At 66.6% G+C, this 16284-nt stretch carries 7 protein-coding genes; 6 read left to right on the top strand and 1 reads right to left on the bottom strand.

Annotated elements, in window-relative coordinates; translation table 11 throughout:
• Positions 1-18: 18 nt before the first annotated feature.
• The 6 genes from ACQ4WS_RS01690 to ACQ4WS_RS01665 all read left to right on the top strand — a co-directional run bounded on the left by ACQ4WS_RS01690 (position 19) and on the right by ACQ4WS_RS01665 (position 15310).
• On the top strand, positions 19-909 hold the full coding sequence (locus ACQ4WS_RS01690) for a LysR family transcriptional regulator (protein ID WP_436473070.1): 891 nt from the start codon (positions 19-21) through the stop codon (positions 907-909).
• A 138-nt stretch (positions 910-1047) separates the two neighbouring features.
• The gene (locus ACQ4WS_RS01685) at positions 1048-4086 is read left to right on the top strand and encodes a CHASE domain-containing protein (protein WP_436473068.1); all 3039 of its coding nucleotides are present in this window, start codon (positions 1048-1050) and stop codon (positions 4084-4086) included.
• A gap of 75 nt (positions 4087-4161) precedes the next feature.
• Positions 4162-7587: an exodeoxyribonuclease V subunit gamma gene (gene recC / locus ACQ4WS_RS01680; protein ID WP_436473066.1), complete on the top strand. Its 3426-nt coding sequence runs from the start codon at positions 4162-4164 to the stop codon at positions 7585-7587.
• Positions 7584-11243 carry an exodeoxyribonuclease V subunit beta gene (gene recB / locus ACQ4WS_RS01675; protein WP_436473064.1) on the top strand — a complete coding sequence of 1220 codons (3660 nt, stop codon included), beginning with the start codon at positions 7584-7586 and terminating at the stop codon, positions 11241-11243. The genes recC and recB overlap by 4 nt, the downstream gene beginning before the upstream one ends.
• Positions 11233-13191, top strand: a complete 1959-nt coding sequence (recD, locus tag ACQ4WS_RS01670) for an exodeoxyribonuclease V subunit alpha (protein WP_436473062.1) — start codon at positions 11233-11235, stop codon at positions 13189-13191. The genes recB and recD overlap by 11 nt, the downstream gene beginning before the upstream one ends.
• A gap of 172 nt (positions 13192-13363) precedes the next feature.
• Positions 13364-15310, top strand: a complete 1947-nt coding sequence (locus ACQ4WS_RS01665) for a methyl-accepting chemotaxis protein (protein WP_436473060.1) — start codon at positions 13364-13366, stop codon at positions 15308-15310.
• Positions 15311-15314: 4 nt separating this feature from the next.
• Here the strand turns inward: ACQ4WS_RS01665 and ACQ4WS_RS01660 are convergent, their stop codons facing one another.
• Positions 15315-16214 (bottom strand): LysR family transcriptional regulator, encoded by a 900-nt coding sequence (locus ACQ4WS_RS01660; RefSeq protein WP_436473058.1) that lies wholly within the window; start codon positions 16212-16214, stop codon positions 15315-15317.
• Positions 16215-16284 lie beyond the last annotated feature (70 nt).

Here is a 16284-nt window from a genome sequence, read left to right as displayed (position 1 = left end):
AACTGCAGGGAAAGAATTATGGATGTCCTGGCGCACATGCGCGTGTTTCGCAAGGTGGTCGAGCGCGACAGCTTCAGCAAGGCGGCGCTGGACTTGAACCAGTCGGCAGCGGCCATCAGCAAGCAGGTGCGCCAGCTGGAAGCGCATCTGGCGACGGTACTGCTGGTGCGCACGACGCGGCGTATGAGTTTGTCGGACGGCGGGCGCGCCTATTATCTGGAATGCTGCCGCCTGCTCGATGAAATCGATGCACTGGAACTGGCTACGCGCGGCTGCGCCGGCAAGGTGGCGGGGCGGCTGCGCGTGAATGCGCCGCTGTCGTTCGGCTTGAAAGTGCTGTCGCCGCTGCTGCCTGTCTTCATGGGCCGCTATCCGGAAGTCAAGCTCGAAATGACCCTGGACGACCGCCTGCGCGACGTGGTGGGCGAGGGCTATGACGTGTCGCTGCGCATCCGCGCCGCGCTGGCCGATTCGACCCTGGTGGCGCGCCGCCTGGGCGATGTCGAGCAGATGATTTGCGCGGCGCCCGCCTACCTGGCGCGGCGCGGCACGCCCCGCCAGGCGCAGGACTTGCACGGCCACGATTGCCTGGCTTACCGCCTGGCCGACAGTCCCGGCATCTGGCAGCTGGCCGGCCCGGAAGGGGCGAGCAGCATCGTGCTGCCCGTGCGCTTTTCCGCCGACAGCAGCCTGCTGCTGGCCGATATGCTGGTGGCGGGCATCGGCGTGGGCGCGCTGCCGTCGTTCGTCGCCTTGCCGCTGCTGGCCAGCGGCGCCCTGGTGCGCGTGCTGCCTTCGCACGGCATGGCCGCGCGCGGCGTGTATGCCTTGACGCCCGATGGACGCCATGTGCAGGAAAAAGTGCGCGCCTTTTGCGACTTCCTGGCCGGGGCGCTGCAGGTCGCTTAGGCGCGGTGTTTTCCAGTGCAACCATCATGCGCGCTTTTTTTCTTCCACAAGCGCGTCGGGCAGGGGCTTTGATAGTATCCTCGTACCTGTTGGGTGGCCTGTGCCGCACATTCGAGGAACCGGAATAAGCGATCGACAATGCACACATTGAGCAAGGGCGGGACGGTAGCGGGCATCAGGATCTGGGCAGGAGGCTTGCTGCTGGCATTGGCGGTGGGCGGCGCCCTGTATGCGGGCGCGGCGCGCACGGTCAATGACGACGCCGAACAGCGTTTCGACAATCTCACGCTTGGCGCCCAGCATAGCCTGGCCACGCGCGTGAAAAGCTATTCCGACTTGCTGCGCGGCCTCGAAGCGCTGTTTCGCACCAGCGAGCAGCTGACGCGCCGCCAGTTCCACGATTACGTGGCCGGCCTCGATATCGTGCGCCAGTTCCCCGCCATCGAATCGGTCAACTACGCGGCGGCCGTTCCGTCGGCGCAGCGCGCCGCCTTCATCGAGGCCGTGCGCAAAGATACCAGCCTGGCGCCGCGCGGTTATCCCGCATTCACCATCCGCCCGCCCGGCGAGCGGCCGGAATACACGGTGCTCACTTACCTGGAGCCCGATTCCCTGCTGGCCGAACGCATGGGCGTCGATATCGGCGCCAACCCGCTGGTGGCGCAGTCCCTGGCGCAGGCGCGCGACAGCGGCGAGGTGAGCGCATCGGGCCAGGTGATCATGATCAAGGGACCGCCCGCGCACGTGGGCCTGGGCATGCGCCTGCCCGTGTACCGCAATGGCATGCCGCAAGGCAGCGTGGCCGAGCGCCGCGCCGCTTATCAGGGGTCCGTCGGCATCGGCTTTGGCGTGGCGCAGCTGGTGCATAGCGCACTCGAACGCAGCGCCCTGGAACCGTTGCACCTGACCTTGTACAGTGCCGCCGACCCGCAGCCTGCCGATGGCGTCTGGCGCGTCACGCCGCAGGACCGCCTGCTGTTCAATGACGATGGCGACCTGGCGGCGGCGCCGCCGCAACCGGGCGGCGATGCCGACTATTTCGACCAGGTGCTGCCGGTGGCTTATCAGGGCGGCCTGTGGAAAGCCCATTTCCGCGTGCGCAAGGCGGAGCTGTACAGCCCCTTCGACCGCTATTTCCCATGGCTGGCGCTGGCCGTGGGCGTGGCCGGCAGCCTGCTCATTTATGGCTATATCTTTACCCTGTACCGTTCGCGCCGCAACGCGGTGGCGCAGCGCACCTTGCTCGATACGGTACTCGATAGCGTCGACGCCTACGTCTACATGAAGGATGCCGACCTGCGCTACCGTTACGTGAATGCGCGCACGGCGAAGATACTGGGCCGTTCGGCGCAGCAGCTGATCGGCCGCCAGGATGGCGAATTGATGCTCGGCGATGCGGCGGCGTCCGCGCAGCAGACCGAACGCCAGGTATTCGACAGCGGCGCCAAGTTCGTCGGCGAGGAGCGCTTCGTCGATGCGCAGGGCCAGGTGCATCACCTGTGGAGCGTGAAGGTGCCGCTGGGCTTGCCCGGTCCCGTCACGGGCCTGATCGGCCTGTCCACCGACGTGACGGAATTGCACCGCTTGAAGGAGCAGGCCGACGCGGCCAGCCAGGCCAAGAGCGACTTCCTGTCGAACATGAGCCATGAAATCCGCACGCCGATGAACAGCATCATCGGCATGGCGCACCTGGCGCTGAAATCGGTAGCCGACGCGCGCCAGCGCGACTATCTGCAAAAAATCTTCCATTCGGGCCAGCACTTGCTGGGCCTGATCAACGACATCCTCGATTTTTCCAAGATCGAGGCGGGCAAGCTGGAACTGGAAGTGCTGGACTTCCGTCTCGACACCCTGCTGGCGAACATCGCCAGCCAGCTGGGCGACGCGGCCGCCGTCAAGGGCCTGGCGCTGCAGTTCGATATCGCGCCGGAGCTGCCGCAGCGCTGGCGCGGCGACCCGCTGCGCCTGGAGCAGGTCTTGCTGAACCTGGCCAGCAACGCCATCAAGTTTTCTGACAAAGGCAGCATCTTCGTGCGCGTGCGCCAGTCCGAGGAGCGCGGCAGCCACGGCATGCTGCGCTTCGAAGTGCAGGACCGGGGCATCGGCATGAACCCGGAAGAGGTGGCGCAGCTGTTCCGCTCCTTCCATCAGGCCGACCCGTCGACCACGCGCAAGTATGGCGGCAGCGGTCTGGGACTGGTGATCAGCAAGCAGCTGGTGGAGCTCATGGGCGGCAAGGTGGGCGTGTACAGCCAGCCGGGCCTGGGCAGCACTTTCTGGTTTACGGCGCGCCTCGAAAAAAGCGCGCAAGCGGGCGAGGAGCGCATTGCCGAAGTCGAGCCGGAAGTGCTGGGGGTGATACGCGGCGCGTCCATCCTGCTGGTGGAAGATAACGTCTTCAGCCAGCAGGTGGGCTGCGAATTGCTGGAAGACGCGGGTGCCACCGTCTGCGTCGTCGGCAACGGCCGCGAGGCGCTGGAATTGCTGGCCCACCAGCGCTACGACTGCGTGCTGATGGACGTGCAGATGCCGGAAATGGACGGCTTCGAGGCGACGCGCCGCATCCGCGCCGACCCGCAGCTTGCCGGCCTGCTGGTGATCGCCATGACGGCCAATGCGGGCAGCGAAGACCGCGCCCGCTGCCTGGCGGCAGGCATGGATGAATTCGTGACCAAGCCAATCGCCCCGAATCTGCTGTTTCACCTGCTGGCGAAATGGTTTCGCCTGCGTGGCGGCATTGGCGGCATCGGCCATGCGCGCGCGGGCGACAGGCCGACGGCAGCACCGAAAGCGCCGCCGTCGGCCGCGGCGCTTGAATTGCGCGACACGGCCATCCTCGACCTGGCCACCCTGGCGCTCACGTTCAGCAATGACGCCGTGAAGATGCGTAAATACACCCAGCTGTTTCTCGACACGGCGCGCGACGGCATCGCCGAAATGGAGCAGGCCATGGCGCTGGAAGACCTGGGGCGCCTGGCCGACCTGGGCCATCGCAGCAAATCGTCGGCGCTGGCCGTGGGTGCCCATGCCTTTGCCGGCCTGTGTACGTCGATCGAAGGCTTGCGCCTGGGCGGCGACCTGCAGCAGGCGCGCGCCTTGCTGACGGCCCTGGGGCCGGCGCTGGCGCAGGTGGCGGAACAAATTTCAATGGAATTTTCCTCCAGCGACGCCCCCTGACGCAAGCAGCGGCGATAATATGCCTTTGACGTCTCCGGCCACCCGGCCGGAGACGCGGCAACCCATCGGATCAGCATGCATACTCCCGTCACGCCCGGCCTCCTCATCCTGCATGGCAACCAGCTGGAACAGCTGCGCGCCGCCGTCTTCCAGTGGCTGCGCCAGCATCCGCTGGCGCCCCTGGAAACGGATATCTTCCTGGTGCAGTCGAACGGCGTGGCCGAATGGCTGAAGATCGCCCTGGCTGAGGAGATGGGTGTATGCGCCGCCACGCGCATCGCGCTGCCGGCGCGCCTGCTGTGGGAAAGCTACCGGGGCATGCTGGGGCGCGAAAGAGTCCCGCGCGTGTCGCCGTTCGACAAGTCCCCGCTGACGTGGCGTTTGATGCGTCTTTTACCGTCTTTGCTGGCCGAACCGGTGTTTGCGCCGCTGCGCTACTTCCTTGCCGATGGCGATAGCGAACGCCGGCTGCAGCTGGCCGAGCGCCTGGCCGATTTGTTCGATCAGTACCAGGTCTATCGCGCCGACTGGCTGGCCGACTGGGCCGCCGGACGCGACCAGTTGCGCACGGCGCGCGGCGAAGCTATTGCCTTGAAGGAAGACCAGCGCTGGCAGGCGCAGTTGTGGCGCGCCGTGTCGGCCGACGTCGAGGCGTTCGAGCGCGACACGGGCCGCGCCGACATCCACGACGCCTTCCTGGCGGCAATCGCCGCCGGCGATGCGCCTGCCGGCAAACTGCCGCGCCGGGTGGTGCTGTTTGGCGTGTCGGCCCTGCCGTACCAGACCTTGCAGGCGTTGGCCGCGCTGGCGCGCCACACGCAGGTGGTACTGGCCGTACCCAACCCGTGCCAGTTTTACTGGGGCGATATCATCGACGGGCGTGACTTGCTGCGTGCGGAAAACAAGCGCCAGCGGCAGCGCAACGGCACCGATCTGGCGCAAATTCCACTCGAAGCGCTGCATGCGCACAGCCATCCGCTGCTGGCCAGCTGGGGCAGGCAAGGGCGCGATTTCATCCGCATGCTCGACGAGTTCGACGAACACGCGCAAGCCGAGGGGCGCGACGACAGCCTGCGCATCGACCTGTTTGGCGAGGAAACGGGCGAAACCCTGCTGCAGCAGGTGCAGGTGGCCATCCGCGAACTGCGCCCGCTGGCCGAGCACGCGCAAACGCCGCCCGAGGCAGGCGACCGCTCTATCGAATTTCACGTGGCGCACAGCGTGCAGCGCGAAGTGGAAGTGCTGCACGATCAGCTGCTGGCCATGTTCGCGCACAGCGCCGAAACGGGCTTGCGCCCGCGCGACGTGGTGGTGATGGTGCCCGACATCGATACCTTCACGGCCGCCATCCACGCCGTCTTCGGCCAGTACCGGCGCAATGACGAGCGTTTCATCCCGTTCGAGATCGGCGACGTGAAGGACCGCAGCGTCAACCCGCTGCTCGTCGCGCTCGAGTGGCTGCTGCAGTTGCCGCAGCAGCGCTGCCGCCAGAGCGAAGTGCGCGACCTGCTCGACGTACCGGCGCTGGCGGCCCGCTTCGGCTTGCAGCCGGACGACCTGGCCACCCTGGGCGCGTGGATCGAGGGGGCCGGCGTGCGCTGGGGTCTGGACCAGGCGCACCGCGCCGGCCTGGGGCTGGGCGCGGCCGGCGAGCAGAATGCGTGGATCTTCGGCGTGCGGCGCATGCTGCTCGGCTATGCCAGCGGCAGTGGCGCCAGCTTTGGCGGCATCGAGCCGTATGCGGAAGTGGGCGGCCTCGATGCGGCGCTGGCGGGCTCGCTGGCGCAGCTGGTCGAGGCGCTGCTGCACTGGCGCAGCGTGCTGGCCGGCGCGCGCGCGCCCGCCGAATGGGGCGTACAGGCGCGCGCGCTGCTGGCGGATTTTTTCGATGCCGACGATGAAGCCGACCGCCTGACCCTGGCGCAGCTGGAAGGCGCCTTGCAAGGCTGGCTGGAAACCTGCGAGCATGCGGGCTTTGTCGAGCAGGTGCCGCTGTCCGTGCTGCGCGTGGCGTGGCTGGGCGCGCTGGACGAGCCGACCCTGAACCACCAGTTTGTCTCCGGCGGCGTGACGTTTTGCACCCTGATGCCGATGCGCGCCGTGCCGTTCCGCGTCGTGTGCCTGCTGGGCATGAATGATGGTGATTTTCCGCGCCGCGCGCAGAAGGCCGATTTCGACTTGCTGGCGCTGCCCGGCATGGCGCGCCCGGGCGACCGCTCGCGCCGCGACGATGACCGCTACCTGATGCTCGAAGCCCTGCTGGCCGCGCGCGACAAGCTGTACGTGAGCTGGGTGGGGCGCAATGTGCGTGACAATTCCGAGCAGCCGCCGTCCGTGCTGGTGTCGCAGCTGCGTGACTACCTGGCAGCCGGCTGGTCGCTGGACCGGCACCTGGCGTCGCTCACCACCGAGCACGCGCTGCAGCCGTTCAGCCGCCGCTATTTCGAGGCCGATGGCTTGCTGACCTACGCGCGCGAATGGCGCGTGGCGCATGCGGATGCGGATATGGATGCGCCGGCCGCCGTGCTGCCGCTGGGTCCCTACGAGCTCGATCCCGGCACGCGCTTGACACTGGGCGAACTGGCCAGCTTTTTGCGCCAGCCCGTCAAATACTTTTTCCGCCGCCGCTTGAGCGTGTATTTTGCCGATGCGGCCATGCTGGGCGAGGATGAAGAACCGTTCGGCCTGAATGCGCTCGAACGCTATCTGCTGGAAGACACCATGCTCGATGACGGTGGCGCCGTCGAAGCGGCGGGTGATGTGCGCGCCAGCCTGGAGGCGCGCGCAGCGAAGCTGGCGCGTGTAGGCGTGCTGCCCATCGGCCTGATCGGCCAGCAAGTGCAGGCGCAATTGGTCGAGGCGCTGGTGCCCGTGCGCAGCGCGTGGCTATCCTTGCGCGCCTCGTTCCCGCTGGCGGCGGAAAAGCGCGCCATCAACTTGCCCTTCGGCGTAGTGCAGATCGACGACTGGCTCGATAAATTGTGCAGCAACGGGCAGGATACGGCCTGGCTGATGCAGATTTCCTCGAAGGTGACGGACAAGGGCGGCCTGGCGCGCGGCGACAAGCTGATGCTGATGTGGCTGCGCCAGCTGGCCGCCGCCGCCCTCGGCTTTCCCGTCACCGGCTACCTGGTGGCGCGCGACGCCATCGTCAGCATGGCGCCGCTTGATCCGGCCACCTCGCGCGCAGCGCTGGCCACCTTGCTGGCGTTGTGGCGCGAAGGCATGAACCATCCGTTGCCGACTGCCTGCAAGACGGGACTGGCGCTGGTGCAGCAGGGCGACCCGCGCGCCGTGTATGACGGCGGCTTCGACATATCGGGCGAGCGCGACGAACTGTGTCTGGCCCGCCTGTGGCCCGAGTTTTCCGCGCTGGCCGCCGAGGAGGCATGGGAGGACTGCACGCGCGAGCTGTATGGCCCGCTGGCCGACTGGCTGCAACAACACATCACCATCGACCCTATCAGCGCGCCCGCAGACGGTGCGGGAGAAGAACCATGACGAGCCATTTGCTCAAGCCCCTGGCGTTCCCGCTGCACGGCTCGCGCCTGATCGAAGCCTCGGCCGGCACCGGTAAAACCTGGACCATCGCCGCGCTGTACGTGCGCCTCGTGCTGGGGCATGGCGACGACGACAGCCGTTTCGCGCGTCCGCTGCTGCCGGCCGACATCCTCGTGATGACATTTACCCGCGCCGCCACGCGCGAATTGTCGAACCGCGTGCGCGAACGCCTGATCGAGGCCGCCGCTTATTTTCGCCACGAATCCGGCGGCAGCGACCCGTTCCTTGACGCCTTGCTGGAATCCTATCCGGACGAAAGCGAGCGGCAAAAGGCGGCGCACCGGCTGATGCTGGCCGCCGAGACGATGGATGAAGCGGCCATCTTCACCATCGACGCCTGGTGCCAGCGCATGCTGCGCGAGCACGCCTTCGACAGCGGCAGCCTGTTCGACGAAGAACTGGTCAGCGACGAGCAAGCCCTGTTCGAGGATGCGGCCCACGATTACTGGCGCCAGCAAGTCTATCCCTTGCCGCCGCAGGCGCTCGACGTGCTGCTGGCCTGCTGGCCCGACGTCGGCGCGCTGAAGAAAGGCGCGCGCGAGCTGGCGCGCCGGGCGGACATCATGGGCATGGCGGACGAGGAGCCGTTGTCCGCGCTGATCGTGCGCGAACAGCGGGCGCTGGCCGCGCAGCTGGCCACGCTGAAGGCGGGCTGGGTTGAGCGCGTGGACCGGATGGCCGGCTGGATCAACGACCACCGCGCCGCCAATCCCAAGTGTTTTAACGGCGTCAAGATGAAGCCGGAAAACCTGGCGAAGTGGTTCGACGGCTTGCGCCGCTGGGCGCAAGACCCGCTCTTGCTGCAGCCTGCGATTACGGCCAAGGCGTGGGAGAGATTAACGCCGTTCGGCATCGAGGATGCGTTTGCCAAGAGTTTCACGGCGCAGGTGCCGGAGTGCTTTGAACATACCGAGGCGCTGGGGATCGCCCTGGCGGCATTGACGCCGCTGGCGCATAAATTGCACCTGCATGCGGCGGCGGCCATCGCGCGGCGCATGGACCAATTGAAGCGCCAGTCGCGCCAGTTCGGCTTTGCCGACATGCTGCAGCGCTTGCACGACGCGCTGGCCGGCGAGAATGGCGCGGCCCTGCGCCAGCGCATCATCGACCAGTATCCGCTGGCGATGGTCGATGAATTCCAGGATACGGCGCCGGCCCAGTACCGGATATTCAACCTGCTGTACCGCATCGCCGACAACGACCCGGCGCTGGGCCTGTTTTTGATCGGCGACCCGAAGCAGTCGATCTACGGTTTTCGCGGCGCCGACATCCAGAGCTACCTGGCGGCGCGGCGCGCGACAACGGGACGCCATTACCAGCTGGGCACCAACTACCGCTCGACGGCGCCGCTGGTGGCGGCCGTCAACCAGCTGTTCCTGCACGCCGAGCGCGCCGAGGTGCCAGCCGGCGCCTTCCGCTACCGGAAAAACGGCGAGAATCCGCTGCCGTTCGAGGCCGTCGCCGCCAAGGGCCGCGCCGAGCACCTGGTGAACGCCGGCGGCCCGCTGCCGGCCCTGCTGGCCGCCTGTGCCAGTGATGAAGGCCTGCGCGGCGACAGCTACCGCGAGTATTTCGCGCAGCACTGCGCCGAACACATCGTCGCCATGCTGGGCGATGCGCAAGCCGGTTTCGCTGGCCCGGACGGTTTCACGCGCTTGCAGCCTGCCGATGTCGCCATCCTCGTGCGCGACCGCAAGGAAGCGGCGGCCATCCGCCGCGCGCTGGCGCGCCGCCGGGTCGCCAGCGTCTACCTGTCCGACAAGGATTCCGTCGTCGACAGCGAGGAAGCGCAAGACGTGCTGCGCTGGCTGGCGGCGCTGGCCAACCCGCTTGACGGGGGACTGGCGCGCGCCGCGTTTGCCACGCGCACCATCGGCCTGTCGCTGGGCGAGCTGGCGCGCCTGTCGAGCGATGAACTGGAGTGGGAGCGCCGGGTCGAGCAACTGAAGGCCTTGCATTTGATCTGGCAGCGCCAGGGCGTGCTGGCCATGCTGCGCCGCTTCATCCACGAACTGCAGCTGCCGGCCATGTTGCTGCAGCAGACGGGCGGCGAGCGGCGGCTGACGAATCTGCTGCACCTGGCCGAACTGCTGCAATCGGCCAGTCGCCAGCTCGATGGCGAACAGGCGCTGATACGCTGGCTGGCCGAGCAGATCGCCGGCGAAGGCGAGGGCGGCGACGAGCGCGTGCTGCGCCTGGAAAGCGATGCGGAACTGGTGAAGGTCATCACCGTGCACAAATCCAAGGGCCTCGAATACCCGCTCGTGTATTTGCCGTTCGCCGTCACGGCGCGCAAGGTGGACAAGCGCAACCGCAGCTTCTTCGAGTATGCCGGGGACAATGGCGAGCGCCGCCTCGATTTATCGCTGTCCGACGAGGCCATGGCGGCGGTCGAAGAGGCGCGCATCGAGGAAGACTTGCGCCTGCTGTACGTGGCGCTGACGCGCGCGCGCCACTTCCTGTGGCTGGGCGTGGCCGCCCAGGCGGCGCGCAAGGCGGGCGAGAATACCTTGCACGAATCGGCGCTCGGTTACCTGCTGACGGGCGGCGACAAGCTGCCGTCCGACCAGCTGCTGCTGCGCTGGCAGCAGGTGGCGGGTGATTGCGACGCCATCTACGTGGGCTCTTTGGCGCAGCCCGATGCCTGCACGGTGCTGGACCGGGTCGAGCGGCGCCCCGCATTGCGGCCCGCGCCCGTGTTCGCGGGGGAGTTCGAGCGCGACTGGTCGGTGGGCAGCTTTACGTCTCTGACGCGCCAGATCGGCGCCGTGGCGGCCGCACACGTGCCGCAGCGGGCGCTGGAGGAAACCCTGCTGGAAGATGGCACGGCTGTCGCCGTGACCTCGCCGATGCAAATGGGCGACGCGCCATGGCACCGCTTCCCGCGTGGCTCCGTGCCCGGCAATTTCCTGCACGAACAGCTCGAGTGGATGGGCGGCGAAGGTTTTGACAGCGTCCACGACGAGCGCTTCAATACTCGTCTGGCCGCGCGCTGCGAACGGGCCGGCTGGGGCCATCGCCAGGAAGACGCCATCGCCTGGCTCAGGGAAATCGCCCTCACGCCGCTGCCGCTGCTCGATGCGTCGTTGTCGCAGTTGGACAGCACCCTGTCCGAGATGGAGTTCTGGTTCCCCAGCGAGCATTTGTCCACGGGGGCGCTCGATCAGCTGTGTACGCGCTTGCTGCTCGATGGCGCGCCCCGCCCCGTGCTGCCGCGGCGCCAGCTGCACGGCATGCTCAAGGGCTTTGCCGACCTGGTCATCGAACGCGATGGCCGCTACTGGGTGCTCGACTACAAATCGAATGCGCTGGGCGCCAACGACGCGGCCTACCACACGCAAGCGCTGGCGGCCGGCATGGCGCAGCACCGCTATGATATCCAGGGCGCCATCTACATGCTGGCCCTGCACCGGCTGCTGAAAAGTCGGCTGGGCGACGCCTATGACCCGACCGAGCACCTGGGCGGCGCCATTTTCCTGTTCCTGCGCGGTATCGCGAACGCGGACACGCATGGCTGCTACTGGCTGGCGCCGCAACTGGAACTGCTGGACGGCCTAGATCAACTGTTAGAAGAAACGGAACACCATGCAGCATGACGCACAGATGCACGCTTTGTTTGCCCATGTCGACGGCCTCGCCGAGGATGGCCATCTGCGCCGCCTGAGCGCCGCCTTTGCCCGTTTCATCGCCAGCCTGGACGCCCAGGCGCCGCATGCGCCCGCCGTGGCCGTGGCGTGCGTAGTGCTGTCCGAGCTGGAAGGGCGGGGCCACAGTTGTTTGATGCTGTTTGAGCTGGCCAGCGAACCGTCGCAGCTGCTGGGCTGGACCGAGGAGCTGTGGCACGCCGTGCTGGCCGTCTCCGGTCCACTGCCGGACAGCGTCGATGGCTGGCGCGCGCTGCTGGCCGGCGCGCCGCAGGTGTGGCAAGTGGGTGCGGCCGACGTGCGCCAGCCGCTGGTGCTCGATGGCGACCGCCTGTACCTGCGTCGCTACTGGCGCGACGAGACTCTGGTGGGCGGGAAAATCGCCGTGCGCGCGCAAGATCTGACGAATCCGCCGCTGGCGCAGGTGCGCCAATGGCTCGACACCCTGTTCGACCAGCCGACCGGCGACGGTGGCCCGGACTGGCAAAAGGTGGCGTGCGCCATCGCCCTGCGCGGCAAGGTGGCCATCATCACGGGCGGGCCTGGGACAGGCAAGACGTACACGGTGGCGAGCCTGTTGACCTTGCTGTTTGCCGTCTCGCCGCAGCCGGAGCAGCTGCGCATCGCGCTGGCCGCGCCGACGGGCAAGGCGGCCGCACGGCTGAAACAGTCGATCGACAAGGCCTTGAGCGGCCTGGCGAAAAAGGTGGGGGAAGCCATGCCCCTGCTGGAACTGGCGCGGCGCATGGGCGCGGCGCGCACCCTGCACAGCTTGCTCGGTGCGCGGCCCGATACGCGCGCCTTTGCCCACCACGCGGGCAATCCGCTCGATGTCGATGTGCTGATCGTCGATGAAGCGTCGATGGTGCACCTGGAGATGATGGCCTCGGTGCTCGATGCCTTGCCGCCCACGGCGATATTGATACTGCTAGGTGACAAGGACCAGCTGGCGTCGGTGGAGGCGGGCGCCGTGCTGGGCGACTTGTGCCACGGCGCTCAGGCGGGCGCTTACACGCCCGCTACCATCGCGTATGCGCAGGCGGCCAGCGGCGTGGCCATTCCAGCCGATTTTGCCGGTGCGGCCGGCGCGCTGGCGCAGCAGACGGTGATGCTGCGCCACAGCCACCGTTTCAGCGGGCCGATTGGCGAATTGGCGCTGGCCGTGAATGGCGGCAGGCCCGATCTGGCCAAGGCCTGCTTCGCCAGCGATAGCGGCGGCCAGCTGGCGTGGAGCGTGCCGGCGCAGCAGGAAGACGTGCTGCGCCTGGCCTTGCGCGGCCGTGCGGAAGCGCCGGGCGGTTATCAGCCTTACCTGGAACTGGTGAATGCCGGTGAAGCAGCGTATGCGCAGCATGACGACTGGGTGCGCGCCGTGCTGCACAGGTTTGAATCGTTCCGCATCCTGTGCGCCGTGCGCGAAGGCGAGTGGGGCGTGGCGGGCTTGAACACGGCCATCGAGCTGCGGCTGGAAAAAGAAGGTCTCATACGCCGCAGCGAGTGGTATGTGGGGCGCCCCGTGATGGTCACGCGTAACGATTACGGTACGAGCGTGTTCAATGGCGACATCGGACTGACCTTGCGCGACCCTGCGCGGCCCGGCTCCCTGCGCGTGTATTTCCTGGAAGGCGAGAACGTGCGCAGCGTGCTGGCCACGCGTTTGCGCCACGTGGAGACGGCGTTCGCCATGACGGTACATAAGTCGCAGGGCTCGGAATTCCGTCACACGGTGCTGGTGCTGCCGCAGGAAGGCGGCGCCATGCTGGCGCGCGAGCTGGTCTACACGGGCATCACGCGCGCGCGCGACTTCTTTACCCTCGTCTCGCCCACGCAGGCCGTGCTGTTCGATGCGATCTTGCGCCGCACGCAGCGGGCCAGCGGGTTGCGGGGGCTGATCGGCTGATGGCTGGACTGGGTTTGATCGGTTTCCATATGGAAATATATGTGTTGTATTCCGAATATTGATGGAAATTGTTCCGATTTTTGTGTGAGAATGCTTTCGTAGAGAAAGTGGTGCAAAAGCACTGTTTTTTGCCACTATTTCTCGCCATTAAAAACGAAACGAGGAGTCCATCATGTTGTCTTCCCTTCGCACGCGTCTGGTGCTCATTTGCGTGGCCATCGTCGTACTGTCCATGCTGGCCTTGTCGGTCGCCAATTACATCACCACGCGCAGCAGCATGCTGGCGTCGTCGGACCAGCAGATGCAGCAGCTGCTGCAAAGCCAGTCGGCCGTGCTGGCGCAATGGGTCGATGGCAAGAAGAAGGTCATGGCGTCCGTCGTCATGTCGGCCGAGACGCCCGATCCGCTGCGCGCCTTCCAGATTGCGGAAAAGGCCGGCGATTTTGCGGAAGTGTTCATCGGTTACGCGGACAAGCGCTCCGTGTTTACCCATCCGGGGCGCCCGGCCGATTTTGATCCCACGGCGCGCGCCTGGTACACGGACACCGTCAAGGCGGGCGTGCCGATGCTCACGCCGCCGTATGTGGATGCGGCCAGCCACAAGCTGGTGGTGTCGTTCACGGCGCCCGTGGGGCCAAAAGAGGCGCTGGTCGGCGTGGCGGGCGCGGACGTGCTGCTCGACACGGTGATCGCCAACGTGGTGGCGATCAAGCCGACACCGCACAGCTTTGCCTTTTTGGTCGACCAGAGCGGCACCATCATCGCCCATGCCAACAAGGACCTGAGCCTGCAGCTGGTGGGGAAAATCGATGCGGCGCTGTCGGCAGCGCAGATCAATCGCCTGGAAAGCGCGCGCACGAGCGAGGCTGTGCGTCTGAATGAACGCGAGGGCAAGCTGTACGTCACGCGCGTAGCCGGCACCGACTGGCTGCTGGCCGTGGTGCTGGACCAGCAGGAAGCCATGCAAGCCTTGCAGACGATGCTGACGACGGCCACCGTCACGGCAGCGCTGCTGACCGGGCTGGCGGCACTGCTCTTGTCGCTGCTGGTGTTCAAAATGCTCAAGCGCCTGGAACTGGTGCGCGACGCGCTCGACGATATCGCCTCGGGCGAGGGCGATTTGACGCGCCGCCTCGACGCTTCCGGCGTGGATGAACTGGCGCAGATCGCCGGCGCCTTCAACCGCTTCATCGACAAGATCGCCGCCGTTCTCGTGAAAATCCGCACGGCCAGCGAATCGGTGAAAGTCTCGTCGTCGGAAATCGCCGCCGGCAACCAGGACCTGTCGTCGCGCACGGAACAGCAAGCCAGTTCGCTGGAAGAAACGGCCGCTTCGATGGAAGAGCTGACCAGCACCGTGAAACAGAATGCGGACAATGCGCGCCAGGCCAACCAGATGGCGCAATCGGCATCCGGCGTGGCCAGCAAGGGCGGTCAGGTGGTGGCGCAGGTGGTCGATACCATGGCGTCGATCAACGATTCGTCGAAGAAGATCGTCGACATCATCAGCGTCATCGACGGCATCGCCTTCCAGACGAATATCCTGGCCTTGAATGCGGCCGTTGAAGCGGCGCGCGCGGGCGAGCAGGGACGCGGCTTTGCCGTGGTGGCGACGGAAGTGCGTAGTCTGGCTCAAAGATCCGCTGGCGCAGCGAAGGAAATCAAGCTGCTGATCGATGATTCGGTGGGCAAGGTCGATTCGGGCGCGCGCCTGGTCGACGAGGCCGGCGCGACGATGCAGGAAATCGTCGACAGCGTGCGCCGCGTCACCGACATCATGGGCGAAATCACGGCCGCCAGCGTCGAGCAGAGTTCCGGCATCGAGCAGGTGAACCAGGCCATCGCGCAAATGGACCAGGTGACGCAGCAGAACGCGGCCCTGGTGGAAGAGGCGGCAGCGGCGGCGGAAAGCCTGCAAGACCAGGCCAGTACCCTGGCGCAGGTGGTGGGCGTGTTCAAGCTCGATGAAGGGCAGGCGCCGCAGCAGCAGAAGCCGCAGCCGCAGCCAGTCCGGCCCGTGGTGCGCGCGGCCATCGCGCCGCGCATCGCCAGCCGCCCGCTCACCAAAGCGGCTGGCCGCAAGACTGCGGAACGCAGCGACGAGTGGGAGACGTTTTAAATTTTCAGGCGCGCCGGGGCGCCAGGGTCGGCGCCATCTGTTTCGCCACCTCAAAAAAAGCGTTGGTGGCAGGCGTGTTCTGGCGCCGGTCGCGCACGGCCAGGCCCACCTTGCGGCTGACGGGCGGATTCAAGGGCAGGGCCAGCAAGTCCGGATACTGCTCGCGCAGGCGCTGCGGCAGGGCCAGTTCGGCGACGATGGACAGGCCGTCGCCGCGGCTGACCATGTCGAGGATGGTGATCACCTGGCTGATGCGGTAAGGCACCTGCGGCTGCAGTCCCGCGTTGGCGAACAGCGGTTCGATCAGGCAGGCGCAGCCTGCCTCGGACATGATGAACGGCCCTTCGCACAATTGCGCCAGGGTGATGGCCGTTTCGCTGGACAGCGGATGGCTGCGCGGCACCAGCGCCATCATCTGGTCTTCCACCAGCGGCGCCGTATCGAAGCGCTCGTCGGGCAGCACGACGAAGCCCACATCCACGCGGCGCTCGCGTATCCACTGCACCACTTCATGGTCGGCGCCTTCGTCGATGCGCAAGTCGATGCCCGGATAGCGCAGGCGGAATTGCGCCGTGATGGCCGGCAGCAGATTCAACGACGAGGTGGGGCCAAACGAGCCGATGCGCAGGGTGCCCTGGCGCTGGCCCAGCACGTCGGCCGCTTCCTGGCGCATGGCTTCGGATAGTCCCAGGATTTCGCGTGCGCGCACCAGCAACTGGTGGCCCACGTCCGTCAGCTCGGCCGACGCCTGGTGGCGCACGATGAGGTCCACGCCCATCTCCTTTTCCAGCGCCTTCAAGGCATGCGAGACGGCCGACTGGCTGATGCCCAGCTGCGCGGCGGCGGCCGAAAAGCCGTGCAGTTCGGCCACCAGGGTAAAAATTTCCAGTTGCGTGAAGGTCATGGTGTGGTTTCTTGGATATATGAGTATTTACTCATTATTTCATGAGTTGATATTAGTATTAATATATATC

The sequence above is a fragment of the Janthinobacterium leeuwenhoeki genome (assembly GCF_051380795.1).
Classification (GTDB): Bacteria; Pseudomonadota; Gammaproteobacteria; order Burkholderiales; family Burkholderiaceae_D; genus Janthinobacterium.
Note: the sequence above shows the minus strand (reverse complement) of the source record. Positions and strands in the feature narration are given on the sequence as shown.

Coding starts and splice junctions, on each gene's coding strand:
- ACQ4WS_RS01690 (WP_436473070.1), top strand. CDS start 19: ATGGATGTCCTGGCGCACATGCGCGTGTTTCGCAAGGTGGTCGAGCGC.
- ACQ4WS_RS01685 (WP_436473068.1), top strand. CDS start 1,048: ATGCACACATTGAGCAAGGGCGGGACGGTAGCGGGCATCAGGATCTGG.
- recC (WP_436473066.1), top strand. CDS start 4,162: ATGCATACTCCCGTCACGCCCGGCCTCCTCATCCTGCATGGCAACCAG.
- recB (WP_436473064.1), top strand. CDS start 7,584: ATGACGAGCCATTTGCTCAAGCCCCTGGCGTTCCCGCTGCACGGCTCG.
- recD (WP_436473062.1), top strand. CDS start 11,233: ATGCAGCATGACGCACAGATGCACGCTTTGTTTGCCCATGTCGACGGC.
- ACQ4WS_RS01665 (WP_436473060.1), top strand. CDS start 13,364: ATGTTGTCTTCCCTTCGCACGCGTCTGGTGCTCATTTGCGTGGCCATC.
- ACQ4WS_RS01660 (WP_436473058.1), bottom strand. CDS start 16,214: ATGACCTTCACGCAACTGGAAATTTTTACCCTGGTGGCCGAACTGCAC.